The sequence below is a fragment of the Bifidobacterium sp. B4142 genome (genome assembly GCF_026537325.1).
Lineage (GTDB): Bacteria > Actinomycetota > Actinomycetes > Actinomycetales > Bifidobacteriaceae > Bombiscardovia.
This window is the reverse complement of the sequence record NZ_JAFNMJ010000001.1, coordinates 99,476-126,299: the sequence shown is the minus strand read 5'-3', so window position 1 is coordinate 126,299 and position 26,824 is coordinate 99,476. Positions and strand designations below refer to the sequence as shown.

The following is a 26,824-nucleotide window of genomic DNA, read 5'->3' as shown; positions in this document are numbered from 1 at the left end:
GCATGAGCCGACACAGCTACCGTTCGACCCGGATGCCGAAATACTCCATGACAAGTTCGCAGAACATCATATTGGCCCAGCTGAACCAGGGACGGGTGTACCTGCTCGGATTGTCGACATCGAATCCCTCATGCATCAGATGAGTGCCGGCATCGGTTTGAACCATGACATCCAACATTCTGCCTTGTTCATCATGGTCCCTGCACGTCAAGCCTTCCATGGCCAGCGCCATAGGCCATACATAGCCGACCGGGGTGTGAGAGGACCCGATTCCCCTGGCCTGGGAACCTTCGTAATAGTAGGGGTTCTCCGGGCTGAGCAGAATACGCCGCGTCTCAAGATAAATCGGTTCGTCATAGGGGCAGAATCCCAAATAAGGGGCCGCAATCAGATTGGGAACATTGGCATCATCCATGATGCTCACCCCGCCCAGCCCATCCACCTCATAGGCATAGACGGCTTTCCCGGACGCATTCCTAGTGACTCCATACTGTTCAATGCCAAGATGTATGGAGCAGCCGAGCTTGTCCGCACGGTCCGCCAGACCTGAATCATCCAAAGGGCCAGTGAAGATTCGTTTCAGAAGATCCACAGCCACAGCGGCAAACATGTTGGAGGGAACAAGATAGTTGTAAGCGCAGGCATCATCGCTGGGGCGGAAGCCCGACCAGGTCATCCCTGTCGGAGCCGTCGGATGACCGCGGCCATCTTCGACCAGCGTGTCCTGAGAAAGATCAGTCTTCCTGATGAAGAAGTATGGTGAGCGAGCGTGGTCCTGCTCCAGCTCGAAGACATCCAAAATTCGGTGGACCCCATTGATGAAGTCGGCGTTGAACTGGTCCGTCCGTCCCGTATTGCGGTAGAGCAGCCAGGCCAGCTGAACCGGATAGCAGAGGGAATCCACCTCATATTTGCGCTCCCAGAGCCACGGGCTAGTGAAGTCCGTCCGATCATTCGGATCCCAGGCAGCACCAGAAGGAGTCTCATTGAAGGCGTTAGCATATGGATCTATACAGATGTAGGCGAATTGCCGCCTGACCAAGCCCGATATCATGGCGGCCATGTCGTCATCGTCGCGGGCTATGACCAGGTAGGGACGCACCTGAGCCGTAGAGTCCCGTAACCACATGGCTGGGATGTCTCCAGTGAGCAGAAATGTGGTACCGTCCTTCTCCCTCCTGACTGTGGTCGAAAGCGTCTTAGCGAAAGCCTTCCGAAAAACCTTGGCCCAAGCCGGATGCCTGACCCCGCATAGATCGGTAATCCGCTCGATGAACAACGATACCGAAGTCGGGATTTCCTGGTAAGTCATAGTTTGCGCCCTTGCCTCCCGCATGACAGTGGATGCCGCTGATGCCGAAAGGCATCAGACCAATCCATGGCCAAAAAGACGAATATGGAAAACTCCCACGCACCCGCCAGAGGCCACTTACCCTTGCTGCATTCCTGCCCTGGGGGGATTGGGTGACATAACGCCACGTGAGAGCAAGTCACTATTATAGCAGATCGGCTCCACTTGTCCATTGCAAGCCTCAACCATCCAAACCAAGTGCGCATTCAGTCGACATCGCTGCCTACCGCTTTCCCGACCGGGCCTGTCCGCTAACATGTAAGCAATAGGATCGCCGCACTCAAAGCGGCTGATCATAACTCAGGCCGGGCCCTGGCGATAGACAGTCCCGACTTCACAACAACAAAGGACGGACGGCTGAAAACGAATGGCTGACATGGACGTGGATTTGGTGGTTGTAGGGGCCGGGCTCTTTGGCCTGACCGTGGCCCAGCAGGCGGTCGAGCACAGCGGCGCCCGGGTACGAATCATCGACGTACGCGACCACATAGGCGGCAACGCATACTCCTATATGGACGAGGAAACCGGGGCCGAAATCCACAAGTATGGGGCCCACCTCTTCCACACCTCCAACCGCAAGGTCTGGGATTATGTCAATCGCTTCACCGAATTCACCAACTACACCCACAGGGTCTACACCACCCACAAGGGCGAGGTCTACCCCCTGCCCATCAACTTGGGGACCATCAACCAGTTCTTCCACGCCCGCTACACCCCCCAGCAGGCCCGAGAACTGATCCGGGAGCAGGCCGGCGAGCTGGCCGGAACCGACCCGGGCAACCTGAACGACCAGGGCATCTCCCTGATCGGCCGCCCCCTGTATGAGGCCTTCATCAAGAACTACACGGCCAAGCAGTGGCAGACCGACCCCTCCCAGCTGCCGGCCTCGATCATCAAGCGGCTTCCGGTGCGGTTCAACTACGACAACCACTACTTCAGGGACACCTGGGAGGGCCTGCCCAAGGACGGCTACACAGCCTGGTTCGAGAGGATGATCGACGATCCGCGCATCCAGGTGAGCCTGAAAACCGACTTCTTCGACAACTCCCAGCCCTGGAACCGGGATGCTCTGGTGGGGCAGGTCCCCGTTGTCTACACCGGCCCGGTCGACCGCTACTTCGACTACCGCCTGGGCGAGCTCAAGTGGCGGACCGTGGACTTCAAGGAGCGCCGCTACGACGAGGACGACCACTTCGGCTGCCCGGTCATGAACTTCTCCGATCCTGACGTGCCATACACCCGCGCCATCGAGTTCAAGAACTTCAACCCCGAACGCTACGACCGGCAGAACCATGAGCGCACCGTGGTCTGGGAGGAATACAGCCGCTTCGCCGGCAAGGGCGACGAGCCCTACTACCCCATCAACACGGATGGCGATCGGGCGCTCTACACCCAGTACAAGCAGCTGGCCACCCAACAGCCGAAGGTGGTCTTCGGCGGGCGCCTGGGCACCTACGCTTACTACGACATGCACCAGGTCATCAATTCAGCCCTGGATGCCTGGGACAGGCGGATCGCTCCCCTGGTAGGCCACGCCAAGGACTGAAATCGGAACCGAATTCCTGCCGACCTTCTAGAGGTAATCGTCCCACTGGGGCGACGGGAAGAGAATGGGTTCCGCTTTTGCCCAAAGGGCGATCAGGTCGTCGTCGGGGTTGGTCAACGCTTGGATCTGCACACCGTCCATGGTGCAATAGACGGTTCTGACCAGCCGGTGGAAGGCCGGCCGATCCTGATAGGGCTCAGGCAGCTTCCAACGAATCCCGTCCATAAAGTCGATCATCCGGGCATGTCGATTTCGGTAGTACTCGTGTGCAGGATGAGCCGGATCATGAGCCTCTACGGCCAGATGCATGAAAAGCATGACCAGGACCATGCGCTCGGCGTTTCCCTGGACCAGACTCCGCAGGTAGCCCGGCAGCGAATAGAGAGGACGACCTTTCTGGTCTAGACCGATGACCAGCTCATCACGTTCGCCGGGCTTGGACCCAAAGGTGAAGGAATCCTGGTCGTAGTAGACCTGGATGACCAGGGAGAGCAGCTCCTCGCGCGTGCGGACATAATGACGCAATCCCGGCAGAGTCAGGCCGACAGCGTTCGCTATGGCCTGCATGGAAACGCCATAAGTGCCGTAGTAGGCGATCATCTGGGCAGCGGCCTGGGCTATCTGTCTGCGACGCTCATCCGGGGCCATCCGCCGGCGGGCGCCGATGGGACGCCCAGGAAGGCGGTCGACCTGCTCTCCGCCTACATTGTTCTCGATCTTCCTGTTCGCACTCATCAAGATCATCATACCGTTGACTGTCAAACCGTCATAGGACCTGCATAGCCCCCTTTCTCCAGACCGTCCGCAAGGCGGAAACCGCCCGCAAGCACCCGCCTTCTTGCTTATTTCATATTTATAATATATAAAACAATATGGGAAGCACGGCGCTTCCCCACTGTGCACAGACGCACCAAAAGAAAGGGAACTGGATAGTGACACAAACCGATTCAGCAGGCGGGCAGGAACTCGGCACCGCAGCTAAAAGCCGATACTGCATTGCTTTCTTCATCTTCAATCTGTTCTGGATGATGGCCCTGTCCATCGTCGCCTCGGTCTTGCTGCCCCAACGCTTGACCGACATCGCTCCAGGGTCCAAGGTGGCCATATCCGGGGTCTTCAACGCTACCACGGCCCTGACATCCCTGGTGTCCAACCTAATCGTGGGCAACCTGTCCGACAGGACCCGTTCCATCTTCGGCCGCAGAACCCCCTGGGTCGTTTCCGGCGGCCTTATAGCCGGCGTCTCGCTCTTCCTTATGGGCGTCATTGCCAACGTCTGGACCATCGGCATCTTCTACTGCCTTGCTATGGTCGGCCTGAACATGATGATCTCCCCAGTGGTCGCCTCCCTGTCCGACCGTGTTCCCGAATCACAGCGAGCCACCATGTCAGCATTCATCTCGGCAGGCAATCTGGTGGGCAACTCACTGGGCACGCTGGTCGGCGCCCGGTTCATCACCATGCAGATCCCAGGCTGGATCATGTCCGGCATAGTCATGGGCGTGGCTGGACTGGTCACGGTAGTCATCTGGCCCAAGGAACCCTCCTCAAAGGACATGCCCGCTTTGAGCAGCAGCCTGCGCTCCATCATGGAATCCTTCCGCCCGCCTCGTCACGCGCCCGACTTCTGGATGGCCTTCGTGGGACGTTCCCTGCTCCTATTCAGCTACTACATGATCCTCAACTACCAGCTCTTCATCCTCCAGGACTATATGGGCCAGTCCGTCAAAGACTCGGCGGCCACCATGTCGACCATGTCCCTGGTTCTGATTGTGGTCTCCATGATCGCCGCCCTGGGTGCAGGCCCGATCTCCGACAAGATGGGCCGCAGGAAGATGCCCGTGGTCATCGCCAGCCTGCTTCTGGCTCTGGGCTATGCCATGCCCTGGATCACCCATAGCCCCCTGGGCATGATCCTGTTCACCGCCATCGGCGGCTTCGGCTACGGCATGTACGGATCGGTCGACCAGGCGCTTAACGTTGACGTTCTGCCCAACGCCGAGGAGGCCGGCAAGGATCTGGGCATCCTCAACATCGCCACCACCCTAGGCCAGATGGTGGGGCCCATGGTGACATCGCTGATCGTCTCGGTAACCAAGTCCTACCAGCTGGTCTTCCCCACCGCCATCGTCCTGGTGCTGCTGGCCTGCATCTTCATCAGCCGCATCCACACCATCAAGTAAGGAGTTCAAACAGTGAGCATCCACATCGACCCGCGCCTGACTACCGGCACCATCAGCCCCTACCTGCACGGCCAGTTTATCGAATTCCTCGGCGAATGCATCGATCAAGGACTATGGGTTGGCACGGATTCCTCCATCCCGAATATCGACGGCATCCGCACGGACGCCATCAAAGCCCTGAAAGCGCTGAAGCCTCCCCTGCTACGCTGGCCCGGCGGCTGCTATGCCGACACCTACCACTGGCGTCAGGGGGTTGGGCCCCGCAACCAGCGTCCGGTGGGATATAATGAGAACTTCGGCACCTACCAGCCTGACGGGCATGGTTTCGGTACCGACGAATTCCTCAGACTTTGCCAGGCCGTTGGCGCTGAACCCTGGATCAACGTGAACATGCTGAGCGGATCCGTGACCGAAATGCGCGACTGGATGGAGTACTGCAACCGTCCATCGGGCACAGCCATGTCAGCCATGCGAGCCACCAACGGCCACCCCTCCCCCTATGGGGTGAAGTTCTGGGGGCTGGGGAACGAGCCCTGGGCCGGCGGGGGGACGATGACCCCGTCCATGTATGCGGACCGCTATCGGATGTTCGCCTCGGCCATGCCCACCTTCGCCGAGAAGGGGGACCAGTCCCCGATGATCCGGCCCATCGCCTGCGGCCCAGACGGAAATAAGCCTATGGAACGGGTGCGCTGGACCAGGGACTTCTTCCAGGCTTTGGCCCAGTACCGCCAGCCGCCCATCGCCGCCTACGACCTGCACTTCTACAACTGGAACATCGACCACGCCGACGACACTTCTACCCAATTTGATCAGGTTGGCTGGGATCGGGTGATTCGAGGCGCCCTTGAGCTCGGTGAGGTCATCGACCAGCAGTGGAATCTAATGCAGGCCTGCCTGGCCACCATGCCCCACCCTGAGAGCACCATGGATTCCAGGCTGACAAAGGTCGATCTGGTCATGGGCGAATGGGGCAACTGGCATGGCGATGCCTTCACGGCTCGTCCGGCGCTCCGGCAGCAGGTGACCATGCGTGACGCGGTCACCTCGGCCTTGACGCTGGATATCCTCCAGTCCAGGTGCAACAAGGTGTCCATGGCCTGCAATGCTCAGACCCTGAACGTTCTCAACTCGTTGATCCTGACCGAAAACGAAGACACCATCCTGACCCCCAACTATGATGTCTTCATGATGTACCGGTGCCATCAAGGGGCCCGTGCGATCCAAAGCCTGCCAGAGGCCGGCAACCCGTCCCTGCACGTCTTTGCCTCGGTCAAGGACGGACACATCATGGTGGACCTGGTTAACGCCGACATGGCCTCTGCCGGCGAAGCGACATTGACCCTGCCCGAGCCTGTGCGTCCGGCGGGCATGCAAAGCCTTTCAGCGGAGGATCCGCATGCCTGCAATACCCGATCCGACCCAGACCAAGTAAGGGCTCGCCAGGTCGACGTCTCGGACATTCCCGAAGGACGTGAAATTACAGTCCGTCTGGATCCAGCCTCAGTGAATGTGCTTGACTTGGCCATGCCTGAGAGTTAGCAGCAGCAATCGGCGGATTGGGCTATGCCTGCAATCCGCCGATTCGAATCTACGATCCAACCATATAAGCCTGTGGGCGACCCCCGAAAGAGGTCGCCCACAGGCTTATATCAAGCGCCTGACAGTGCCCGACTGAGTTCTACTCAGGCGTGCCAGACGTCCTTGCCGTTCTCCTTGGCGGCCTTGACATCGGCATCCAAAGCGCTCTCGTCGCTCTCCACCTTGCCGACGATGTAATCCTCGACCAGCTGACGGGCCTCGTTGTCCTCATGCTGGACAGCGGGGGACTTCATGAAGTAGGAGCTGGGGGCCAGCACCGGGCCGGCCAGGTGGCGGTCCAGGGCTATCTTGGCGGCACGCAGGGCATCGATGACGATGCCGGCCGAGTTAGGTGAATCCCAGACTTCCAGCCTGTACTCCAGATTCAGAGGAACATCGCCGAAGGTGGTGCCTTCCAGACGCACAAAGGCCAGCTTGCGGTCATCCAGCCAAGCCACGTAGTCAGAGGGACCGATGTGGACGTTATGAGGATCCATATCATGAGGAACGATAGAGGTAACGGCACGGGTCTTGGAAACCTTCTTGGATTCCAGACGAGAGCGCTGCAGCATGTTCATAAAGTCCATGTTGCCCCCCACGTTCAGCTGGTAGGTGCGGTCCAGACGCACGCCGCGATCCTCGAAGAGGCGGGCCATGACCCTGTGTGTGATAGTGGCGCCCACCTGGCTCTTGATGTCGTCGCCTACGATGGGCAGGCCGGCATCGCGGAACTTCTGGGCCCACTCGGGGTCGGAGGCGATGAAGACGGGCAGGCAGTTGACGAAGGCGCACCCTGCCTCGATGGCAGCGGTGGCATAGGCCTTGTCAGCCTGCTCAGAGCCGACGGGCAGGTAGGAGACCAGTACATCGACCTTCTTGTCGCGCAAAACCTGGGCCACATCAACAGGCTCGGCGTCCGATTCGGTGATCATCTTGCTGTAGTACTCACCCAACCCGTCGCCGGTCGGCCCGCGCAGCACCTCCACGCCTTTGTTGGGAACGTCGCAGAACTTGTAAGTGTTGTTCTGCGAGGCGAAGATGGCCTCGCTCAAGTCCTTGCCAACCTTGAGTGAATCCACATCGAAGGCGGTCACGAACTCCACGTCACGAATTCGGTAGCCGCCGAAATTGGCGTGCATGATGCCGGGGATCTTGTCATCATCCTTGGCGTCCTTGTAATACTCGACTCCCTGTACCAGCGAGGAAGCGCAGTTGCCCACGCCCGCTATAGCTACACGGATGCTCATACAAACTCCTCTGATTTACTGAGTTATTCCAACTTAAGCATACCTTCTCCCGATGGAAAGCATGAATGGAATTAAACCGTATCTTCGCACTCAGTAGCAGAACTCGCTTCGAGCTGGGCACAAACGTACGAAAATGATGAACGTTCAGCCCTAGGTCGAACAGTTTTCAGCCCTGCCGGATAGCGTGGTTGGCATGGCCAATCAGACTCGTTCAGTCAGTTCGACCTCGCCCTCACGCAGGACCCGATCCGGGACGCGCGGCGGCAGGAATCGCACCGACAGGCTCACCTCGCGGCATGCCGACCGGAATCCTCGTGGCGGCGGCCCCCGTCGCGGACGACCCCGCAAGTCGCATCGTGTGCTTAAGTGGACCCTGGCTTTGCTGGGACTGGTGCTGGTCGCCGGAGCGGCGGCCTTCGCGTACCTGTATCTGACCACTGAAATCATCCCACCGGAAAAGCAAGCGCTAGCGCAAAAGACCACGGTCTACTATGCGGACGGCACCACCCCCATTGGAACCTATGCCGACCAGAACCGGGAAATCATCGACTGCGCTGTCCTGCCCAAGTATGTGGGCAATGCAGTCGTCGCTTCGGAGAACCGCTCCTTCTATAAAGACAACGGCATCGACCTCAAGGGCATCGGTCGGGCCCTGCTCAACAACGTGACCAAGGGCACCCGGCAGGGCGGATCCACCATCACCCAGCAGTACGCTGAGCGCTACTATCTGGGTGAGACCACCTCCTACAAGGGCAAGCTGCGCGAGGCCATCCTCTCTTTGAAGATCTCCAGGACCGAGAGCAAGGACACGGTCCTGTGCAACTACATGAACACCATCTACTTCGGCCGTGGCGCCTACGGGATCCAGGCCGCCGCCCAGAATTACTTCGGCAAGGATGCCAAGGACCTGACCATGCCCGAGTCGGCCATGTTGGCTGGCATCATTCCTGCACCGGCCTCCTGGGATCCAGCGGTCAACCCCAAACAGGCCGAATCACGCTTCCACCGGGTGCTGGGCATCATGGAGGAGGACCACTACATCAGCCACAAAGATCGGGTCGGTGCCCAGATGCCGCAGACCATCAAATACTCGCCGGAGAACGTCTACCAGGGACCCAACGGCTACCTGCTACGCATGGTCCGCAACGAGCTGTCCTCCGGTAAAAAGGCTCCCTTTACCGCGGACGATCTGGATACAGGCGGCTACCGGATCATTACTACCATCCAAAAGGATAAGCAGGATCTCATGTTCCAGGTGGCCAGCCCGACCACCGGCAATAAGAATCAGCCTCCCACCCTGCAGACCGGGGGGCTCTCGGTCGACCCCAAAACTGGTGCCATCATCTCGTTGTACGCCGGGGACGACTACCTCACCCACCAACTCAATAACGTGGACCAGGCTAACTTCCAAGTAGGTTCGACGATGAAGGCCTACACCCTGTTAGGAGCCATCCAGGATGGAGTCAGTCTCAACACGGTCTTCAATGGGAACTCTCCTCGAACTTTCTCCAGCGTGGGCAAATCCGTTGCCAACGCCGGGCAGGTCAGCTATGGGTACATCAACCTCTACTCGGCCTTCGCCAATTCGGTTAACACGGTCTTCATGGACCTGGGCGAGCACGTGACCTCGCAGAAAACGGCTCAGCTGGCCCACACGGCTGGCATTACCGGCAAGATCGACGACACGACCACCTTCGACACCCTGGGTCTGGATGCCCTTTCGGTCTATGACGTGACACAGGGATACGCCACTCTGGCCAACGAGGGCAAGCGACCCTTGCTGCATCTGGTAGCCCAAGTCAAGGACACCAAAGATCAGGAGCTCTACACGGCGGCTATCCAGTCGGACCAAGTCTTCAACGCCGACCAAGTGGCCCTGCTGCAGAAAGCCATGACCACTACGGTTCAGTACGGCACTGCGTCCTATGCACGTTCCCTGGGTCGGCCCATCGCTGGCAAGACAGGCACAGCCAACGACCAGACTGCCATCTCCTTCATCGGATTCACTCCCTCGCTTCTGACCACTTTCGCTGTCTGGAACCAAGGGGAGGACGGCAGCGCCCTCAAGGTACCTGATGTATACCAGAACGAGTTCTATCCGGTCCAGCTGTTCACCCAGTACATGAAGTCGGCCCTGGGCAACAGCCCGGTGGAGCGCTTCCCTGCGGCCGAGGACCATGGCAAGATCGGCGGACCGGACGGCAGCTGGGGCACCGGGTATAAGCAGAGCTACTCCTATATGCCCAAGCGTAACTACAATTATGAATACGTGCCTCAGCGACGCAACCAGCAGCGAACAACCCCGCAGGAGGAATCAGGAGCCGGAAGCGGTTCGGGCTCAGGCAATGGAGGCGGGGCCGAGGGCGGCAACAGCGGAACCACCGATGGCAATTCCGAGTCAGAGTCATCCCAGCAGTAGGTCTGTCCGGACAACCCGGTCTGATCTGAACAGATCGACTGCGTCCCGATCGGACCGCAAGATTGACAGGGGGCCTACCCCTATGACCTCTAGCCGCGCTGAAAGCGATTGAGGGCCGAGATGATGGCCTTGAGGGAGCTGGTGGAGATGGACGAATCGATGCCCACACCCCAGATCACCCTGGACCTAGCCGGTTCGCCCACCTGGCATTCCACATAGGAGGCAGCCAGAGCATCCGTGCCTGCGGTCATAGCGTGCTCGGCGTAATCCAGGACCGAGACAGTTTGATCCAGGGATTTGAGTGCGTCCAGGAAGGCCGCGATCGGACCATTCCCATGCCCTTGAACATGACGACGCACCTCAGGATCGCCTGGGGCAAGCCCCCGGTCCAGCAGGGCGGCATCGAGAACTGTGTCGGAGCCGTCCTCGCCGGAGGTGACTGCCACATTCAGCAACTTGAAACGTCCCCACTGATGCAGGGTCTCATCACGCTGATCGGCCATGGACTCGCCGCCGACCACGCTTCCCCCGGCCTCGACGGGCAGGTACTCATCCTTGAAGAGCCGCCAGATATCGGCATCCTTGACCTCGTGCTTGGTCCTGTCGGCATAGTCCTGAACCAGCCGTTCGAACTCCACCTGAAGGCGCTTGGGCAGATCCAGATGATGGTTGGCCTTGAGCAGGTAGGCCATGCCGCCCTTGCCCGACTGGGAGTTGACCCGGATGATGGCCTCATAGTTGCCGCCCACATCCTTGGGGTCGATGGGCAGGTAGGGCACCAGCCAGAGGAAGTCATCGGGGTTGGCATTGGCACGCAAAGCCGCCTGCTGCCGGGCATCCAGTCCCTTCTTGATGGCATCCTGATGAGAGCCGGAGAAGGCCGTGAAGACGAAGTTGCCCGCATAGGGGTGCCGCTCGGAGACGGCGATCTGATTGCAGTACTCCACCGTCCGACGGATGCCGGGCATATCGGAGAAGTCCAGCTGGGGATCGATCCCCTGGACCAGCAGGTTCAGCCCCACCGTGCAAATGTCAACATTGCCGGTACGCTCGCCATTGCCCAGCAGACATCCCTCCACCCGGTCGGCCCCGGCCAGCAGGCTGAGCTCGGTGGCGGCAACAGCCATGCCCTCGTCGTTGTGGGGGTGCAGGGAAAGCACCACCGCATCCCGGTTTTTGAGGTTGGTGGATATGTACTCCACCTCATCGGCGAAGACGTTGGGGGTGGTCATCTCCACGGTGTTGGGCAGATTGATGATCATGGGATGCTCCGGCGTGGGCCGGATCACGTCGATGACCGCGTTGCAGACCTCCAGAGAATACTCGGGCTCGGCACCGGAGAAGGACTCGGGCGAGTACTCATAGGAAAGATCAGCGCCCCCGGCATCGGCCTCCAGGGAGCGGCAGAGTTCGGCGGCATCGGTGGCCAGTTTCTTAATACCGGCCTTGTCCTTGTGGAAGACGACTTCCCGCTGCAGGACCGAAACCGAGTTGTAGAAGTGGACCACAGCCCGCTTGGCCCCACGCAGGGCCTCATATGTACGGCGAATCAGGTGCTCGCGGGCCTGGGTAAGGACCACGATGGTCACGTCGTCGGGAATCAGCTCGCGTTCTATCAACAAGCGGATGAAGTCGTAATCGGTCTCGGAGGCCGAGGGGAAGCCCACCTCGATCTCCTTGAAGCCCATGGAAATCAGCAGATTCCAGAATCTCAGCTTGCGCTCGGAATCCATGGGGTCGACCAGTGCCTGGTTGCCGTCACGGAGATCCACCGAGCACCAGCGGGGCGCCCGCTTCAGGGTCTTGCCCGGCCAGGTACGCTGCGGATAGTCAAAGGGGACCTGCTTGTTGTAGGCCACATACTTGTTGTAGGGCATGGCGCTGGGCTTTTGCGGCGAACCCACGAACCTGGGGGGAGGCAGCAGCAGGTCGTTGTTCCCTCCATTGGACGCCGCGGCCTGGGCCGCAAGATCAAACACGGATGCACGATCCTGATCCATCTCTCCTCCTTCTTTCGTTCGTCGAAAACCACATATCACCCGGCATAGGTATTTGGGCAGACCGAAAGCGTACCGGGGGTGCCATTATCCTACCGGAGGAGAGCCGGGATATGCGGTGCGGGTCCGCATTCCGACTCAGAGGATGGCGAGCGCACAGAGTCCGGCATGATTCGCATGGTCGCCCAAGTTGCAAACACCACACGATGCAAGCACTGACAGAGCGCTCACTGGAAGAGGGAGACGCCGCGGCGGCCCTCGCAGTAGGCGTTGCCCAGCCAGGTGTGGCGCGAGTTGGGCCAGACCGAGCCCAGACGGGGTGCGTTCTGACTCATCCAGATGCTGGGCACGCGCCCGTCGGCGCTGTAGGAACCCAGCAGGTTGAAGCCATTCTTGACCGCCAGCCAATCGGGATGCTGGGTGGCGATGGCCAGCCCCTCCTCCAAGGTCAGAGGGAGCCGGTCGTCGGAGTCTATCAGCTTACGTGCTACGTCCGGTTCTCGGTTGGTATAGCAGGTGCCGGTGTGCGGCTCCAGGACAATGTAGAAGGGTCCCTCGGGCGGCTCGAACCCGTTCTGGGGCAGGAAGCTGGCGATGTCGCGCGGAGGCATGGTGGTGAAGCCCGCCATGCGATTGATGCTGGTCCGGGCGATCAGCGACTCGGGCGAGACCAGCTCCCTGGTAGGAATGAGCAGAATCTGCTCGCCCAGCTCAGTGGACTCCAGCGCAGAGATCAGGGGCTGGGCCAAGGCTCTGAAAGCGGCTGCGCTGATGTCCGCCACATCCGGATAGCCCAGGGCCACGATCCGATCCAGTTGCCGCTGCACTTCTTGGGAAGATCTGGTCATGGTCTCCAGTCTAATTCGAATCTGCCACGGCGAGCACCTGCACTGTTGACGCTCACCTGTCGGGGCGAGGTATCGTATTCAGCCTCAGTGCTGGCCGTACACGTGCTGGTAACGGTCGTTCAGACTCGCCACATCCTCGTCGGACAGGGGCACTGGCGTACCGATCTGCTCGGCAGCCCACACCGTACGCGCCACTTCCTCCGTCATCGCCGCCGCCTTAACCGCAGCCTCAGCATCAGCACCGACAGTGAAGGGGCCGTGATTGCGCATGAGCACCGCAGGGCTGCCCGGATGTTCCGCCAGGGTCTCGACCACCCCACGACCTATCTGGTCTGAACCGATCAGGGCGAAGGGCCCCACCGGCACCGGACCACCGAACTCGTCACCCATCATCGTCAATACGCATGGAATTGACCGGCCCACTGCAGCAAAGGCCGTCGCAAAGGTCGAATGCGTATGCACCACGCCAAACACTTCAGGCATATGCCGGTAGATGTAGGCATGTGAAAACACATCCGAGGAGGGGGTGGCAGATCCGTCCACCACATGCCCTTCCAGATCCGTAACCACCATTGATTCCGGCGTCAACTGTTCATAGCGCACCCCGGACGGCTTGATCACCAGCAAGTCGGCCGAATGCAGACGCTGCGAGACGTTCCCGGCCGTCCACACCACCAGCCCCCACTTGATCAGCTGGTCATGCAGGGCGGCAACATGCTCACGGACCAGCCCCACTTCAACACGTACCTCATCAGGAAAATCAGCCAAGGACGTCATAAGAACCACCACCATTCCCAATATGGGGCCGACCCTCCCTGTGAAAAGCCGGCCCGGTTTGCTTACCTGTGTGCGCAGACCCTGCTGCCCGTCCTCACAGGCTTTCCAGATCCTTGCCCTTGGTCTCCTGGGCAAAGAGGTATATAACAGCGCCGATGACCAGGCAGACACCGAAGAAGGTGAATGCCGTGGTGACAACGCCGATGTTGATGTGCTGGGAGACATAGTCGCCGCCCACCAGGAGCCCCATGAATATAGGGCCTACTATCTTGGCTGTGGCACCGATGCCGTATCCCAATCCCAGTCCGGTAGAGCGAACATCGTTGGGGAACTGCTCGCCACCGAAAGCGTTGAGGATGCCGAAGACGCCGTCTGCGAAGGTCATGATGACCAGGACGGCGATGTAGAACTGCCAGCCGGAATTGTGGAAGAAAGCTGCATAGAAGCAACCCAGGGCCCCGATGATGCCGAAGGAGAACATGGTCCAACGCCGGCCGATGATGTCAGCCAGCCAGGCAGAGCCGAATCTGCCTATGCAGTCGGCCACGGAGACGCCCATGAACAGGTAGGCCACCATTTGCGTTGAAAAACCGAAGGCATCCTTCATCAGCGTCTGACCCCAGGATTGGATGGCGAAGGAACCCAGAATAAAGCAGAAGGATCCGACAGAAATGATGACCAGCGGCTTCAAATGCTTGGACAAGAGCAGACGATAGCTGGCCTTCTGTTCCTGCTCAACCTCGGGCAGGGCACCGACCTGGTCCACAGGAAGCTCCAGAGCCCAGGCCAAGGCCTTGCGGGCATCGTCGTCACGTCCCACACTCTGGTAGAAACGGGGGGACTCAGGCACCGTCGCCAGCCAGAAGAGAAGGAGGACGGGGATAACGCCCAGGGCCACCAGCACGCGCCAATTGTCGCCGATCAGGCTCTGCGAGACGGATCCCAGGAGCAGACCCATAGGAATGAAGACCGAGGCCAAGCCGGAGAGCATGCCGCGTTGCCTGGTCGGGACGAACTCCTGGACGTAGGGAATGGAGATAATGTTAAGGCCGCCTACGCCGATGCCCACGCCTATGCGCAGGATGGCCAGCAGGATCCAGGCACCGTCAGGCAGGAAGACCGACAGGGCCGTAAAGACCACGAAGCAGAGGACACACCACTGGAAGGCATGCTTGCGGCCGAAGCGATCGGCCAAACGCCCCCAGAGGATGGATCCGATGACTGTGCCCAGCCCGGAGCAGGCCAGGATGATTCCTGCGGAGACCCCGGTCAGGTGCCAGGCCGAAGTCAGGAGGGAGACCACGAAACCGATCAGGAACATATCGAAGAATTCGGATATGTTGCCGGCTATGGCCAGGCCGATGATGCTTTTCTGATGTCCGGTCAGGGGACGAGAGTCTATCTGCTCGTAAGCGGTCAGCAGCTCCCCGGCCTGTGTGACATGTGTATCGCTCATAATGGGTTGCTTTTCTTTCTCGGATGATCATGATGATGGCGGCCCGACCCCGGTATGGTCTGACCTGAGGATCCAGGCCGCCTTCTCCGACCTTGGAGAAGGCTGCGACGGGCCTGGATCGTGAAGGAACGGTCAGCGATTGATATCCCCGCCCAGCGGAATATCAAGTTCCTGGGCGCGGATACGGGTCAGATCGCCCATATGCGTCAGGGCGTACTCGGCGGCCCGCTGCCCCCATCTGACACCGCACTCCACATCATCGGAGAGGAAGCCATGGAGAGTGGCAGCCACGAAGGAGTCCCCGGCGCCGGGACGGTCCACCACCGGAACCGTGGTGGTGACGTATTTCTTGATTCCTTTGGAGGTCCTCAGGTAAGGACCATCCAGGTGATTGGTGGAAACGATGTACTCGTTGCCGAAGCGCTGGTAGAGCTGTTCGCAAACCTCCTCGCCGGTCCCCTCGATGCCGAAGACGCTTTTGGCGTCCTTGATGGAGCAGAAGAGAATGCGGGCCTTGTGGGCAATGGGCTCCAGGACCTTTCTGGCCTGGTCACCGGTCCAGAGCTTGCTGCGGAAGTTCACGTCAAGGGCGATGTCGATGCCGCGCTTGTCCGCCTGTTCGGCCGCATAGGTCACCACCTGGGCTGTGGTATCGGTCAGGGCCGCCGTGATCCCGGTCAGGAAAAGCAGGCGGGTGTCCAGCATCCGGTCCCAGTCGTAATCATCGATCCCCGTCGATCTGAAGGGGGTGTACTCGCGGTCATAGATGACGTTGGCCGGCATAGGGGGCTCGCCCGGCTCCATGAAGTAGAGGGCGATCCGGCTGGCCGGCTTGCGGACCATGGTGCTCAGGTCAACGCCCACGGACCTGTACTCGCTCAGGACGTATTCGCCCAAGTCCCCCTCTGGCAGTGAGGAGGTCCACAGGGTCCTGCGCTGAAGCTGGGCTAGGACTCCAGCCACATTGGCCTCGGAACAGGCGGGATTCATCAGGACCGACCGGGCGTTCATCAGCCGCTCCCCCCTCCTGACCGTGAGCCTGATCTGCCCCTCTCCTATGGTCGAAAGGTCATATGCATGTTCTGCCATCACTTGCTCCTTGTCTACACGGTCGCTTTTCTAGGATGGACCACGACGTCCGCTTCAGTCCGTATTACGACCTGTCACATTCAAACTCGCACCGATCGGGTCGACCCATCAAGGGCGACCGCTGGCATCATTGCCTCCCTGCCGATGCCAAGGGGGTGGAGGACCGGCACAACCACCCCCGGGTCGCAACCGTGACGGCTGCGACCTTTACCTCAGCCTTTGGGATCGAGCACATCTATGTCGGCCCCTCGCAACCAGGTTTCCACTTTCTCCCTTGCATTCATGACGATCTGATCGGCCTGGTCCGAATCATCGTTCCACATCTCCAGCATGATCCGCCCCGACCAGGACTGCCGGGCCAGCTCGGCGAAAGCCACAGGAAAGTCGGCACAGCCCTCGCCCATGGTGATGCGACGGGGTTGCCCTGGGAGCACATCCTTGACGTGGATGGCCAGCATTCTGCCGGCTCCAGCCCTGAGCTCAGCCACGGCATCCAGCTCCTGCTCATAAAGGTTGCCGATATCCGGGTACATGCTCAGCCAGGAGGACCCGACCTGATCGCAGATGGACAGACCCTTGGTGATGGAGGTGATGTCATTGCCGTCCACATTCTCTATACCCAGCATGACGCCGGCCTGGGCCGCATACTCAGCCGCCCTGGCCAGAACCTCCACATACCTGGCGCGCTGGTCAGGATCAGGGTCCTCGTAGTAGGCGTAGTAACCAGCTACCTGGATCAGGGGAATGCCCGCCTCATGAGCCAGATCGATCGCCTTGAGGAAGATCTCATAGGCCTGACGGCGGACAGCCGGATCGGCGGAGCCGGGGCCCACCTTGCGGTGGCAGCTCAGGCAGATCCCTCCGACCCGGACGCCCTGGCGGTCAGCGGCCTGACGGAAGGCGGAAGCCTGGGCAGCCGTCCAGTCCAAGCGAGCCATCCGCTTGTCGCTTTCGTCAATGGACAGATCCATAAAGGTGAACCCATCGGCCACCACCTGGGACATGAACGCATCCCAATCATCCGGCTCGGCGGGGGACTTCAGGGCCTTCTCATAGATGCCCAGGGTGACACTGCCACTCATTGCGGCCACACCCTGCCAATGGTCTCCCGCAGCTCGGTCGCAGCGGCCAGGGGGTCGTCAGCCTTGACAATGCCGCGACCCGAAATCACCACTCCAACGGGAACTCCTTGGAAGAAGGGCAGGTCCTTGGCCGTGACCCCGCCGGTCACAGTGACCTTGAAGCCCATCTGATGCAGCTGACGGATGCGGTCCTTGTCGTCCTCCCCCCAGGTCAGCTTTCCGGCCGCTTCAGCATCACGAGAACGGTGGACGATGACCTGGGTGGCTCCAAGTCGCCGCCATTCGCGCGCCTGTTCGGGATCGTAGGTTTCGCCCAGCTCAATCTGGACCTCGCCGCCGGACTCCTGGGCCACCTTCACCACCTGTTCGACCGTGGTCATGCTGGCCCCGGCGACCACCGAGACCCAGCTGGCACCCGCCTCGAAGCAGGCGCGGGAGATGACCGCACCGGCCTCGGCGATCCTGACATCCGCCAGGATGGTCTTATTGGGATAGAGGGCACGGATCTCGCGCACGGCTCTCAGCCCTTCGGCGATGATCAGGACGGTTCCGCACTCGATGACATCCACCTGGCTCACGGCCGCATTCAGAGGCCTCAGGGCCGAGGGCATATCAAAGGTGTCCAGCGCGATCTGCAGCTGGGGGCGTTCCAGGGTCTTGTCTGCTGCCATCGCGCTCAGGCCTCCTTACGGAAGGAGAAGAAGTTGTGGGCGTTGCGGATGAGCAGCTTGTCCACGTAGTCGGGATCAAAGCCTTCAGCGATCATGCGGGGGCCGTCCACTGCCGGGTTGTAGTCCACGCCACTCACAGAGCCGTAGACCTTCTGGTAGGAGCGCTTGCCCGAGTCCGTGCCCAGGAGGATACGGTCCTCGTAGCCGTCTTTCTTGAAAGCCTTGAGCTCCATCATCCTGTTGGAATCGGGCTGATACTTGATCCTGTTGGTGCCGTCGATTTCCAGGTAAACGCCCAGATCCAGGATCTCCTCCAGGTAGTAGACATCGGCATTGCGCTGGATGTGGCCGATGGCGATCTGGTCGGCGGGGACCCCCAGTCCAATCAGGGTCTGGGCCTGTTCCAGACCACAGGTTCCATAGGTGGTGTGCGTGTTGATGGGAGCGCCGGTTTCGATGGCCGCCTTGGCGGCAGCCTCCATGCACTTGTGCTCGAAGGGCGTGATCTCGCCGTAAGCAGTGCCGATCTTGATAACACCTGCCTTATAGGGGCTGCGATCCACCAGGGGGCCGGTGTAGTCGTTGCGGTCGATGCCCTCACGGATATCGGCGATGACCAGGTCGGCGATCTGATCCACGCTGTAGCGGTTGATCCAGTGGGACTGGGTCTCCAGGTAGACATGCTCACGGTGGAAGCCGGTGGCCCCTATGATCTGCAGGTTCTCCACCGAGCGGGCCACCTCGGCCAGCTTCTCGATGTCACGGCCGCAGTTGATGGGGCACATATCCACCACGGTGCCGCCCTGCTTGCTCCAGTTCAGCGAGGCCTTGGCGAAATAGCCGGCCTCGGTCTCTGCCTTCTCGACTGAATCCAGTTGGTGGTCCTTGTCCAGGTAGACCTCACCGGCTCCCACCCGGATCAGATGGTCGTGGCTGTTGACTACGCCAAGCGTGCTCGGATCGACATCACCCAGAATGGTTCGTGCGAATGCCATGTGAACTCCTTTGTTGTTTGTGCTCTGCGACTTCGCGGCACCGGTCTTTAGGCTTTTCCATTCGGTGCCTTTGACAGGAGACAGACTATGTGAGCAGTCAATAAACAACAAGGATATTGATGAACATATGTACTTGAACTACGAGTTCAAACGCATATAGATCGCATTCTTACCCTTGGAAACAAGTATTTTTCGACCTTCAGGAGCAGATAAGCAGTTTTTCATTGATTCTGATAAAATGTACATATGTTCAGCGATTTACAGATGATGACCAGTTCGGATGCCCGCAAGCGGGTCCAGCTGCTTCTTCGCGCAGCCCGCATGTACTACCAGGACCACATGCTGCAGTCCCAGATCGCCACAGAGACAGGCTATTCCCGTCCCTCCGTCTCCCGGATGCTGAAGGAAGCCCAAGAGCGAGGACTGGTGAAGATCTCCATTGAGAATCCACTGGAACGGCTTGAAGACCTGGAGTCCAGGTTGATCCGACAATTCAACCTCCGTTGCGCTCGGGTCTCGGAGCCACCCCAAGGATGCACCGGGTATGATGTCGTACCCCGAAGCGCGGCGGCTCTCCTGGTTGAGCAGACCAGACCCGACTCTTTGATAACCGTCTCCAATGGCAACGCGGTCGCCTACACGGTTCGTGAAGTTCCCCTGCAAAACTGGGCAAAGTCCAAGGTCGTGCAGATGATCGGCTCCCTGTCGCCGACCAATCCCATGACGGATTCACCGGAGATATGCCGCATGCTGGCCCAACGATTGGGCGGCAGCTACTCGACGCTGCCAGTGCCCATGATCCTGTCTTCAACTCCTGTGGCTGAAGCCATGCGCAAAGAACGCCAGATCGCCGACACCCTGTCCCTGGGCGGACATGCCGATGTTGCGGTGGTAGGAGTCGGGTCCGTCAAGGAGGGAAGGTCAGGACACATTTTCAAGGACTACGAGAATGCGGCTTTCGTCAAGGAGGTGACCGAGCTCAAGGCTGTGGGGCACATCTGCGGACACCACATCGATGCACAGGGTCGCCACATCCAAACCAGCCTGTGCGAACGCACTATATCGATTGAATTCGAACGTCTCAAGCGGATCCCTCTGGTCATAGGCGTAGCCTGGGGACCGCAAAAAGTTGCCAGCATCCTCGCCTGTCTGCGGGCCGGGCTTATCTCGGCACTGGCCACCGACCGCGACACGGCCGAGGGAATACTCGATCTGGATCAACAGCAGAGGGGATCGGGCAGACAAGCCTCACAAGCTTCGAGCCGAGCAAAGGCCAAACAGGACTGACCCTATATGAAAGCCATCAGGCTGACAAGGCCTGGTAGAGCCGGTCTTCCCATACCCAAGAGATATGCGGGATACTTTAGGTCTGCCAAGCAATCAGCCCAGATGCACAATCAGATCCTGTCAGCGAAATGCTTGCGGACGATCAGCTCGGCGATCTGCACGGCGTTGAGGGCGGCTCCCTTGCGCAGGTTGTCATTGGCCACGAACATGGACAATCCCCGCTTGCCTTCCACGGCCTGGTCCTGGCGGATGCGTCCCACGAAGCTGGGGTCCTTGCCGGCGGCATCCAGAGGAGTGGGTATTTCCGCCAGACTTACTCCGGGGGCCTTGGACAGCAGGTCACGGGCCTGATCAGGGGTCACATCGTGCTCGAACTCGGCATTGATGCTCATGCCGTGGGCTGTGAAGACCCCTACCCTCACGCAGGTGCAGGAGGCGGCCAGATCAGGCAGGTGCAGGATCTTGCGGCTCTCATTGCGCAGCTTCTGCTCCTCGTCGGTCTCGCCGCTGCCGTCATCGGCCAAGTCGCCTATAAAAGGTACGGCGTTGAAGGCAATGGTGCGCACCACCTTGGTGGGCGGGGGGAACTCGATAGCCGATCCGTCGAAGACCAGTCGGTCAGCACCCTGCTCCACGGCGGTTTTGGCCTCGTCGCGCAGCTGGAGGACGCCGGCACGCCCAGCCCCTGACACGGCCTGGTAGGAGGAGACGATCAGGCGGCGCAGACCGTATGTCCTGGCCAAGGGACTCAGCACCGGCATGCAGGCCATGGTGGTGCAGTTGGGATTGGCTACGATCCGCCGGGGGATAAGATCCAGGTCCTCGGGGTTGACCTCAGACACCACCAGGGGGACCTCGGGATCCATCCGCCAATGGGAGGAGTTGTCGACCACGTAGGCCCCGGCCTCGGCGAAACGCGGAGCCCAGGTTCCTGAGGTCGAGCCACCGGCGGAGAAGATGGCCAGATCGATCCCGCTCAGGTCGGCCTGCTCCACATCCTCGACCGTGATGGTCCTGTCACGCCAGCGCAGCTGCTCTCCGGCCGACCGGGACGAGGCCATGAATCGCAGGTCGGCCACGGGGAAGTTCCGTTCGTCCAGCATGCGGCGCATGACCATGCCTACCTGGCCGGTGGCACCCAGAACGGCTACATTGATGCCGCGACGTCCGTTGCCCGCCAAATCAGCCTTATTCGTCATTGCTCTCTCCTCTCCGCTCAGCGACCCGTGCCGCCATAAACGACCGCCTCGACCTGATCAGCATCCAAGTGGAAGGCCGTATGGATGGCCCGTACCGCCTCGTCCAGGTCCTGGATGGGCACCAAGGCGGAGATGCGGATCTCGGAGGTCGATATCATGAGCACGTTGATATGTCGGTCGCTTAAGGCCCGGAAGAAGGTGGCAGTGATGCCCGAATGGGTTTTCATCCCTACGCCCACCAGGGTCACCTTGCCCACCTCGGGATTGATGTCCACTGATCGGAACCCCAATTGCTCGCGTGAGTCATCCAGCATGGGAACCACCTGATCAGCCTGAGCGGACGGCAACGTAAAGGAGATGTCCACGGTGCCGGTAGCCGCCCCAGCCTGGACGATCATATCGATGTTGATGCCGCCCTCGGCAAGGATGGTGAAGAGCTGTGCGGCCACGCCAGGTCGGTCGGGCACGGCACGCAGACTGACCTGAGTCTCACTGCGGTCGTGGGCAACCCCTGAGATGATGGGTGACTCAGGGCCGTTCAGGTCCGGAAACAGGTCACCCATGGATTCGCCGTTGGTCATGTCCTTCCTTCCGTCATATCCCGTCACTTGTCAGCGCGTGCGGCGGGGCGATCCGGCAGCTGGCCGGTCTCCAAATTGGGAATCTTGTCAGCATCGACATCGTCGGGCATGATCAGCGTGCCTGGGCGATGGGAAAAGGAACTGCGCACATGGATGGGCATGCGGAAGCGCTGGGCATACTCCACGCAGCGCAGGGCCAGCACCTTGGATCCGCCGGCCGCCATCTCCAGCATCTCCTCATATGAAATGCGGGCGATTCTACGGGCGGTGGGCACAATGCGCGGGTCGGCGGTAAAGACGCCATCCACATCGGTATAGATCTCGCAGACATCCGCCTTGAGTGCCACGGCTAGGGCCACAGCCGAGGTATCCGAGCCGCCACGACCCAGGGTGGTGGCGTCGCCATCGGGATTGACCCCCTGGAAGCCCGCCACAATTCCCACCTCGCCTCGGTCCAGGGCCTTCATGACACGCTGAGGTCGGACATGGCGGATGTGGGCTGCGCCGTAGCGGGCATCGGTCATGAATCCCGCCTGCGAACCGGTGAAGGAGTGGGCGCGCTCGCCTTGTGCATGGATGCTCATGGCCAGCAGGCTCATGGAGATGCGCTCCCCCGCCGTCATAAGCATGTCCATCTCTCGGGCAGGAGGATTGGAATCCACATCCATGGCCTGATCAATCAGATCGTCAGTGGTGTCCCCCATAGCGGAAACCACCACAGCGATGTCATTGCCAGCGCGCTTGGTGTCAATGATGCGCTTGGCCACACGCTTGATGGAGTCCGAGTCCGCCACCGAGGACCCGCCATACTTCTGAACGATAAGTGCCACTGCTGTTCCATCCCGCGACGGTTAAGCCACTAGACCATCATCTGCAACATGTTGATTACATGGATTATACGAACGACACCGTTCTATCAGACCCCCTCCACCAATATGCGAAACATTGACGGCAGCCAGGGAACCCGTGAATCAGTGACCGCAGGCCTTACAGATCGCGACGGCCGGATATTGCCCGGCCAAGGGTGATCTCATCGGCATATTCCAGATCGCTACCGACGGGCAGACCGCTGGCCAACCGGGTGACCCGCAGATCCAGAGGGCCCAGCAGCCTTCCCAGGTAGGTGGTGGTGGCCTCGCCTTCGATGTTGGGGTCCAAGGCCAGCATGACCTCCTTGACCTGATCCGTCCCCAGCCGCTTCAAGAGCTCGGGAATGCGCAGATCGCCAGGTCCGACGTTGGACATAGGGTCGATGGCCCCGCCCAAAACATGGTAAAGGCCCCGATATTCTCCGGTACGTTCGATGCTCATGACATCCTTGGGCTCCTCGACGACGCAGATGATGCTGCGGTCACGACGCGGATCCTGGCAGATAGGGCACGGGCTGGTCTCGCAGACGTTGCCGCAGATCTCGCAAAACCGAACCTTCTCCTTGGCGGCGACGATAGCATCGGCCAAATCCTGAGCGCTACGCCGATCGGCTCCCAAAATGTAGAAGGCGATGCGCTGAGCACCCTTGGGGCCAATGCCCGGCAGTTGAGCAAAGGCATCGATCAGCTCTTGAATAGCTCCATCATAGGTAGCAGCCATCATTCACCTCCCTGTCGCTGCGCCTGTTCCTGCCGGCGCTTTTGGACGTTGATCGGATTCTGGGGGTCGTCAGCAGCAAAGTCCTCCACCTTGGTCACGTCAAACAATTTGGTCAGTTCATCCTGGTTCATGGCATTGTCCGCCCCGAGCCTGGCATCGTCCATGGAATAGACATCGTCCTCAGGATCCACTGACGGCCTTGCAGCCTGGGAGGAGACTGCAGCAGGCGAGGCCCCATCCTGATCGGAACCACTGGAGGACGGACCAGCGAAGCCTGCCGGCACTCTCCTGCTCTCAGCTCCAGCAGCCTTTGCCATTGCCTGGGGGCCATCCGAACCGCCGACAGACTCGGAACTGTGAACGTCGCTCTGCGCATCCGACGAGGCTGATATGCCAGTCGCCATGACCCCTTCATCGGAAACCGCTCCAGTCCCCGATGTCGGATCCGAAGTTGCACTCGAGGCGCTCCCCTGACCGGATGAATCAACCGACGGAGAAACTTCATGGCTTTGACTGTCGGAGGACACTGCAGAGGCTGCGGCGCTGGTCCCGGAATCGGGCACGGCCCAAGGATCCGTGTCGTCGCTCATGTCCGGCAGAGCTACTTTTTTGGATTCATGGTCTTTCTGACCATTGGATCCGTCGCTGCCCTCACCGGGCTGCCAGACCTTTTGCGGCGCATGAGTCGCTGGCATGGGGTGGGCCCAGGGATCATCGTCTGGCAATACCGTCGAAGCAGTGGAGCCAAAGCCTGCCGACGGCAACGCTTCCGGAGACGACTGGACCGGACCGCCGACTGGGTGGTGAGCGTCGTCGGAATTCCCGTCTCCTGCAGCTTCTCCAGAGGTGGACCTCCCCTCCGATGCCGATGCTCCAGCCCCACCCTCATGACCAGCAGATGCCGTCATCTTCCTAGGGGCATGCCCCTGTTCCGTGGCTGCATGAGGCATAACCGCCGCTCCAAGGTTCATAGTGGCCAATCCAGCTCGCGCTAGAGCCACCTCCTTTTTGACCTCTGCGCGACGCTGGGGAGACATCCTGTTGACGGACTCCACAGTCTCGCCGTTGGCAGCCGTCCCCGATGGAGCAATCATGGTGGACTGTCCGAACTCCTGGCGAGCGCGGACCATGACGATACGCGGCACCTTGGTCTCCCCATCAACCGACTGTGCAGCCACAGCCATGGCAAAAGCATGCTGGCTGAGTGGACGGTCGAAGGTCATAGACAGTCTCTTGCGTCCGGATGGGTCTGCTTTCATGGCCACGGTAGGCACACGGTCCCGCACCACATACTGACGTACCTCATCCGGCAGGGCAGCCACCAGTGCATCCCAGCGCTTGTCCAGCTCTGTGCCGGTCGGAACCTCTGTTTCCTGTCCCCGCGAAGTATCATGCTGCGCCACAGGCTGTTGAGCCGGCGAGGAAGGAACTTCTTTCCGCACGGGTTGGGCGGAACCGGAATGATCAGGCTGCCCTTCGCCTTCCTGCTTTCCCTCAGCCGGGGAATCAGAATGGGAACCTGCCATGTTCCGCGACCCAGCCGAGGTGGCGGATGCCGCAGCAGACGACGAACCCGCCCCGCCAGACTGTTCAGGGCGAACAGCACCGTCAGCACGACCAGATTGTGATGCTTTGGGCGGTCGACCGTTCTGCTGAGACCTGTCAGCGCCAATGAACCCGCTACGGGCGGGCGCCGGGGCCACGCCACTGGTGGAAGTTCCCCCTGCAACCGTTGCTTGCTCCATAGGTTCGCAGCCAATTGCCAGCAGCCTGGCGGCCAGCAGCTCCAAGCGCATTCTGGGCGAAGTGGCCCCGTTCATTCCCGCCAGCGCATCGTTGATGATGTCGGCCATTCTGGTCAGGACCTGCAGATCCAAAGCATCCGCCTGCCGACGCAGATCGGCCACCTGGTCGTCGTCGGCATCTTCGCTAAGCACGCTTTCAGCCCGTTCCCCCGCCAGCTTGAGAACCAGCAGGTCGCGGACATGGGCCAGCAGATCCTCAACGAAGCGCTGGGGCTCGAACCCGCCGACGACCACCTTTTGAATGACCCCGTAGAGACCAGCACCATCGTGGTTGATCAGCGTATCCACAGCTTCGCCGATCAGTGCGGCAGGAGTGAACCCCAGCAGAGCTACAGCCGCATCATAGGTGATGGTGTGCTCGTCAGCGCCTACCATGAGCTGATCCAACACAGAAAGGGTGTCACGCACCGATCCGCCTCCAGCCCGCATGGCCAGCTTGAGGACACCGGGCTCGGCCTTGATGTCCTCCTTTTTGCAGATGCCCTCTAGATAAGGCCCCATGACTTCCTGGGGCACGAGACGGAAGGGGTAATGATGGGTGCGGGAGCGGATGGTGCCGATCACCTTCTCCGGCTCTGTGGTGGCGAAGATGAACATGACGTGTTCCGGCGGCTCCTCGACGATCTTCAACAAGGCATTGAATCCTTGCTGGGTGACCATATGAGCCTCGTCCAAAATGAAGATCTTGTAGCAGTCACGCACAGGGGCAAAGCCTGCCCGCTCCCTGAGCTCCCTTGCATCGTCAACGCCATTATGGCTGGCGGCGTCAATCTCCACCACGTCGATGGAACCGGGGCCTCCCGTGGCCAGATCCCTGCAGCTGTCGCATTCGCCGCAGGGATGGCTGGTCGGTCCCTTGGCGCAGTTGACACAGCGGGCGAAAATCCTGGCACTGCTGGTCTTTCCACATCCCCTGGGACCGGAGAAGAGGTAGGCATGGGTCAGCCGGTTCTCATCCAGAGCTCGGGTAAGGGGCACGGTGACCTGCTTCTGACCGATGATGCCGTCAAAAGTGTCAGGCCGATACCGCCGATAGAGTGCTAGTGCCATGGTTTAAGGCTATCCATTTCTTTAGACACGTTCACTTTCCTTCCTAAGGCTTCCGACCATGCTTCCTTTT

General features: G+C 60.2%; 21 protein-coding genes and 1 other RNA gene. 5 read left to right on the top strand and 17 right to left on the bottom strand.

All coding sequences use genetic code 11. The annotated features are described in order from the left end of the window. Nucleotides 1–16 precede the first annotated feature (16 nt). Together J3U06_RS00515 and ffs are read right to left on the bottom strand one after the other, a co-directional pair. Nucleotides 17–1,312: a glycoside hydrolase family 125 protein gene (locus J3U06_RS00515; RefSeq protein WP_267444000.1), complete on the bottom strand. Its 1,296-nt coding sequence runs from the start codon at nt 1,310–1,312 to the stop codon at nt 17–19. A gap of 86 nt (nt 1,313–1,398) precedes the next feature. Then, an RNA gene (ffs, locus tag J3U06_RS00510) (signal recognition particle sRNA small type) lies at nt 1,399–1,489 on the bottom strand. A gap of 229 nt (nt 1,490–1,718) precedes the next feature. On the opposite strand from ffs, the gene glf reads away from it, so the two are divergent. Further along, on the top strand, nt 1,719–2,897 hold the full coding sequence (gene glf, locus J3U06_RS00505) for a UDP-galactopyranose mutase (protein ID WP_267443999.1): 1,179 nt from the start codon (nt 1,719–1,721) through the stop codon (nt 2,895–2,897). Nucleotides 2,898–2,924: 27 nt separating this feature from the next. Here the strand turns inward: glf and J3U06_RS00500 are convergent, their stop codons facing one another. Next, nucleotides 2,925–3,632 (bottom strand): TetR/AcrR family transcriptional regulator, encoded by a 708-nt coding sequence (locus J3U06_RS00500; protein ID WP_267443998.1) that lies wholly within the window; start codon nt 3,630–3,632, stop codon nt 2,925–2,927. 197 nt (nt 3,633–3,829) lie between these two features. On the opposite strand from J3U06_RS00500, the gene J3U06_RS00495 reads away from it, so the two are divergent. Together J3U06_RS00495 and J3U06_RS00490 are read left to right on the top strand one after the other, a co-directional pair. Then, nucleotides 3,830–5,080: an MFS transporter gene (locus J3U06_RS00495; protein WP_267399247.1), complete on the top strand. Its 1,251-nt coding sequence runs from the start codon at nt 3,830–3,832 to the stop codon at nt 5,078–5,080. A 12-nt stretch (nt 5,081–5,092) separates the two neighbouring features. Continuing rightward, a complete protein-coding gene (locus J3U06_RS00490) occupies nt 5,093–6,622 on the top strand; it encodes an alpha-L-arabinofuranosidase C-terminal domain-containing protein (protein ID WP_267399246.1) in 1,530 nt (509 codons plus the stop codon). Nucleotides 6,623–6,765: 143 nt separating this feature from the next. Here the strand turns inward: J3U06_RS00490 and J3U06_RS00485 are convergent, their stop codons facing one another. Then, the gene (locus J3U06_RS00485) at nt 6,766–7,908 is read right to left on the bottom strand and encodes an inositol-3-phosphate synthase (protein ID WP_267399245.1); all 1,143 of its coding nucleotides are present in this window, start codon (nt 7,906–7,908) and stop codon (nt 6,766–6,768) included. 193 nt (nt 7,909–8,101) lie between these two features. Here J3U06_RS00485 and J3U06_RS00480 point away from each other — a divergent pair, with 193 nt between their 5' ends. Continuing rightward, nucleotides 8,102–10,327, top strand: coding sequence for a transglycosylase domain-containing protein (locus tag J3U06_RS00480; RefSeq protein ID WP_267443997.1), 2,226 nt, complete (start codon nt 8,102–8,104; stop codon nt 10,325–10,327). 89 nt (nt 10,328–10,416) lie between these two features. Here J3U06_RS00480 and leuA read toward each other — a convergent pair whose 3' ends face one another. The 8 genes from leuA to J3U06_RS00440 all read right to left on the bottom strand — a co-directional run bounded on the left by leuA (nt 10,417) and on the right by J3U06_RS00440 (nt 19,242). Continuing rightward, nucleotides 10,417–12,327, bottom strand: coding sequence for a 2-isopropylmalate synthase (leuA, locus tag J3U06_RS00475; protein WP_267443996.1), 1,911 nt, complete (start codon nt 12,325–12,327; stop codon nt 10,417–10,419). A 224-nt stretch (nt 12,328–12,551) separates the two neighbouring features. Further along, complete coding sequence (locus J3U06_RS00470; protein ID WP_267399242.1) at nt 12,552–13,172, bottom strand: DUF5701 family protein; 621 nt, start codon at nt 13,170–13,172, stop codon at nt 12,552–12,554. 84 nt (nt 13,173–13,256) lie between these two features. Further along, nucleotides 13,257–13,949 carry an L-ribulose-5-phosphate 4-epimerase gene (locus tag J3U06_RS00465; protein WP_267443995.1) on the bottom strand — a complete coding sequence of 231 codons (693 nt, stop codon included), beginning with the start codon at nt 13,947–13,949 and terminating at the stop codon, nt 13,257–13,259. A 94-nt stretch (nt 13,950–14,043) separates the two neighbouring features. Next, on the bottom strand, nt 14,044–15,405 hold the full coding sequence (locus tag J3U06_RS00460; RefSeq protein WP_267399239.1) for an MFS transporter: 1,362 nt from the start codon (nt 15,403–15,405) through the stop codon (nt 14,044–14,046). A 132-nt stretch (nt 15,406–15,537) separates the two neighbouring features. Then, the gene (locus J3U06_RS00455; RefSeq protein WP_267399237.1) at nt 15,538–16,494 is read right to left on the bottom strand and encodes a sugar kinase; all 957 of its coding nucleotides are present in this window, start codon (nt 16,492–16,494) and stop codon (nt 15,538–15,540) included. Between the two features lie 212 nt (nt 16,495–16,706). Then, a complete protein-coding gene (locus tag J3U06_RS00450) occupies nt 16,707–17,576 on the bottom strand; it encodes an L-ribulose-5-phosphate 3-epimerase (RefSeq protein ID WP_267399235.1) in 870 nt (289 codons plus the stop codon). Next, nucleotides 17,573–18,247: a 3-dehydro-L-gulonate-6-phosphate decarboxylase gene (locus tag J3U06_RS00445; protein ID WP_267431033.1), complete on the bottom strand. Its 675-nt coding sequence runs from the start codon at nt 18,245–18,247 to the stop codon at nt 17,573–17,575. The genes J3U06_RS00450 and J3U06_RS00445 overlap by 4 nt, the downstream gene beginning before the upstream one ends. Nucleotides 18,248–18,252: 5 nt before the next feature. Beyond that, the gene (locus tag J3U06_RS00440) at nt 18,253–19,242 is read right to left on the bottom strand and encodes a phosphotriesterase family protein (RefSeq protein ID WP_045935859.1); all 990 of its coding nucleotides are present in this window, start codon (nt 19,240–19,242) and stop codon (nt 18,253–18,255) included. A gap of 246 nt (nt 19,243–19,488) precedes the next feature. Here J3U06_RS00440 and J3U06_RS00435 point away from each other — a divergent pair, with 246 nt between their 5' ends. Then, complete coding sequence (locus J3U06_RS00435; protein WP_267431031.1) at nt 19,489–20,529, top strand: sugar-binding transcriptional regulator; 1,041 nt, start codon at nt 19,489–19,491, stop codon at nt 20,527–20,529. Between the two features lie 110 nt (nt 20,530–20,639). On the opposite strand, the gene J3U06_RS00430 is transcribed toward J3U06_RS00435, so the two are convergent. The 5 genes from J3U06_RS00430 to dnaX form a co-directional block, all read right to left on the bottom strand. Next, complete coding sequence (locus J3U06_RS00430; RefSeq protein ID WP_267443994.1) at nt 20,640–21,728, bottom strand: aspartate-semialdehyde dehydrogenase; 1,089 nt, start codon at nt 21,726–21,728, stop codon at nt 20,640–20,642. Between the two features lie 17 nt (nt 21,729–21,745). After that, complete coding sequence (locus tag J3U06_RS00425; RefSeq protein WP_015022547.1) at nt 21,746–22,309, bottom strand: ACT domain-containing protein; 564 nt, start codon at nt 22,307–22,309, stop codon at nt 21,746–21,748. Between the two features lie 23 nt (nt 22,310–22,332). After that, entirely contained in the window at nt 22,333–23,139 is an 807-nt protein-coding gene (locus tag J3U06_RS00420; RefSeq protein ID WP_024626971.1) for an aspartate kinase, read from the bottom strand. Nucleotides 23,140–23,296: 157 nt separating this feature from the next. Beyond that, on the bottom strand, nt 23,297–23,899 hold the full coding sequence (gene recR / locus J3U06_RS00415) for a recombination mediator RecR (RefSeq protein ID WP_015022549.1): 603 nt from the start codon (nt 23,897–23,899) through the stop codon (nt 23,297–23,299). Beyond that, nucleotides 23,899–26,754, bottom strand: coding sequence for a DNA polymerase III subunit gamma/tau (gene dnaX / locus J3U06_RS00410; protein WP_267443993.1), 2,856 nt, complete (start codon nt 26,752–26,754; stop codon nt 23,899–23,901). Before dnaX ends, recR begins: the two co-directional genes overlap by 1 nt. Nucleotides 26,755–26,824 lie beyond the last annotated feature (70 nt).

Excerpts from the sequence above, each read along its gene's own strand:
- J3U06_RS00515 (WP_267444000.1), bottom strand. The coding sequence starts at position 1,312 with ATGACTTACCAGGAAATCCCGACTTCGGTATCGTTGTTCATCGAGCGG.
- glf (WP_267443999.1), top strand. The coding sequence starts at position 1,719 with ATGGCTGACATGGACGTGGATTTGGTGGTTGTAGGGGCCGGGCTCTTT.
- J3U06_RS00500 (WP_267443998.1), bottom strand. The coding sequence starts at position 3,632 with ATGAGTGCGAACAGGAAGATCGAGAACAATGTAGGCGGAGAGCAGGTC.
- J3U06_RS00485 (WP_267399245.1), bottom strand. The coding sequence starts at position 7,908 with ATGAGCATCCGTGTAGCTATAGCGGGCGTGGGCAACTGCGCTTCCTCG.
- J3U06_RS00480 (WP_267443997.1), top strand. The coding sequence starts at position 8,102 with ATGGCCAATCAGACTCGTTCAGTCAGTTCGACCTCGCCCTCACGCAGG.
- leuA (WP_267443996.1), bottom strand. The coding sequence starts at position 12,327 with ATGGATCAGGATCGTGCATCCGTGTTTGATCTTGCGGCCCAGGCCGCG.
- J3U06_RS00470 (WP_267399242.1), bottom strand. The coding sequence starts at position 13,172 with ATGACCAGATCTTCCCAAGAAGTGCAGCGGCAACTGGATCGGATCGTG.
- J3U06_RS00465 (WP_267443995.1), bottom strand. The coding sequence starts at position 13,949 with ATGACGTCCTTGGCTGATTTTCCTGATGAGGTACGTGTTGAAGTGGGG.
- J3U06_RS00460 (WP_267399239.1), bottom strand. The coding sequence starts at position 15,405 with ATGAGCGATACACATGTCACACAGGCCGGGGAGCTGCTGACCGCTTAC.
- J3U06_RS00455 (WP_267399237.1), bottom strand. The coding sequence starts at position 16,494 with ATGGCAGAACATGCATATGACCTTTCGACCATAGGAGAGGGGCAGATC.
- J3U06_RS00450 (WP_267399235.1), bottom strand. The coding sequence starts at position 17,576 with ATGAGTGGCAGTGTCACCCTGGGCATCTATGAGAAGGCCCTGAAGTCC.
- J3U06_RS00445 (WP_267431033.1), bottom strand. The coding sequence starts at position 18,247 with ATGGCAGCAGACAAGACCCTGGAACGCCCCCAGCTGCAGATCGCGCTG.
- J3U06_RS00440 (WP_045935859.1), bottom strand. The coding sequence starts at position 19,242 with ATGGCATTCGCACGAACCATTCTGGGTGATGTCGATCCGAGCACGCTT.
- J3U06_RS00435 (WP_267431031.1), top strand. The coding sequence starts at position 19,489 with ATGTTCAGCGATTTACAGATGATGACCAGTTCGGATGCCCGCAAGCGG.
- J3U06_RS00430 (WP_267443994.1), bottom strand. The coding sequence starts at position 21,728 with ATGACGAATAAGGCTGATTTGGCGGGCAACGGACGTCGCGGCATCAAT.
- J3U06_RS00425 (WP_015022547.1), bottom strand. The coding sequence starts at position 22,309 with ATGACCAACGGCGAATCCATGGGTGACCTGTTTCCGGACCTGAACGGC.
- recR (WP_015022549.1), bottom strand. The coding sequence starts at position 23,899 with ATGGCTGCTACCTATGATGGAGCTATTCAAGAGCTGATCGATGCCTTT.
- dnaX (WP_267443993.1), bottom strand. The coding sequence starts at position 26,754 with ATGGCACTAGCACTCTATCGGCGGTATCGGCCTGACACTTTTGACGGC.